The sequence below is a fragment of the Leeuwenhoekiella sp. CH_XMU1409-2 genome (genome assembly GCF_037029365.1).
Taxonomy (GTDB): Bacteria; Bacteroidota; Bacteroidia; order Flavobacteriales; family Flavobacteriaceae; genus Leeuwenhoekiella; species Leeuwenhoekiella blandensis.
The window spans coordinates 1-728 of the sequence record NZ_JAYMEI010000054.1 but is presented as its reverse complement, the minus strand read 5'-3'; the positions used below and the strand labels follow the sequence as shown (position 1 = coordinate 728).

Below are 728 nucleotides of genomic sequence, written 5' to 3'. Positions count from 1 at the left end.
CAGGTGATACCGTTGAATACCGTGTGGATGATGGAGCCTGGAGCGAAATGATGTTTGTAAACGAGCAGGACCCCTCTTATGAAGCTGCTATTTACGAGTGGGACACTGCAGAAGAACTGGTAGCAGGTAAACGCGGAAGCAACCCGATTTTGAGTACGCATCTATGGAGAGGTAAAATACCTACTAAATTAAGCTTAGGAAGACATATTGTTGAGGTCAGAGCAACTGATCGTTATGGTAAAACACATACCGGATCAGCTACCTATCGCTTAGAGGAACCTGTTAAGTAAATTGTTTGTTGTTGAGCCTGCCTTTTGAAAATATTCATATGGGCAGGCTTCTTTTTTTTGACTTAAGTAATGACACCAACTTAAACCTAAGTGTATACGAGAAACCCTGTTTTGAACATATGTTTAGGTTTCTAATCAAATATCAATGTATTGCTAACGGAAAGGATAGAAAAATAAAATTTTATTTATCCAAAATTGATTCAAAGCTTCATTCGCAAATTAAGTTGTATTCTTCTGAGTTCTTAAAACGAATTTTCAGTGGACCTATCCAGAGGATGCTGTCTTTTACATATAGGATACATTATATCCAGCAATTAAATAGTATAAACTAATTCTACACATTGTTATATTTGGTATAACTTGGATGAGTTTCATTATCAATAAACACTTGAAATACTGAGAATTTAGAGCTTACAATAAACTATTTATAAAAGATAC

General features: G+C 35.0%; 1 protein-coding gene. It reads left to right on the top strand.

Annotated elements, in window-relative coordinates; all coding sequences use genetic code 11:
* Positions 1 to 290 (top strand): calcineurin-like phosphoesterase C-terminal domain-containing protein (locus WA338_RS18845; protein ID WP_336094564.1); only part of this gene is annotated, 290 nt, incomplete at its 5' end.
* Between the last annotated feature and the right edge of the window lie 438 nt (positions 291 to 728).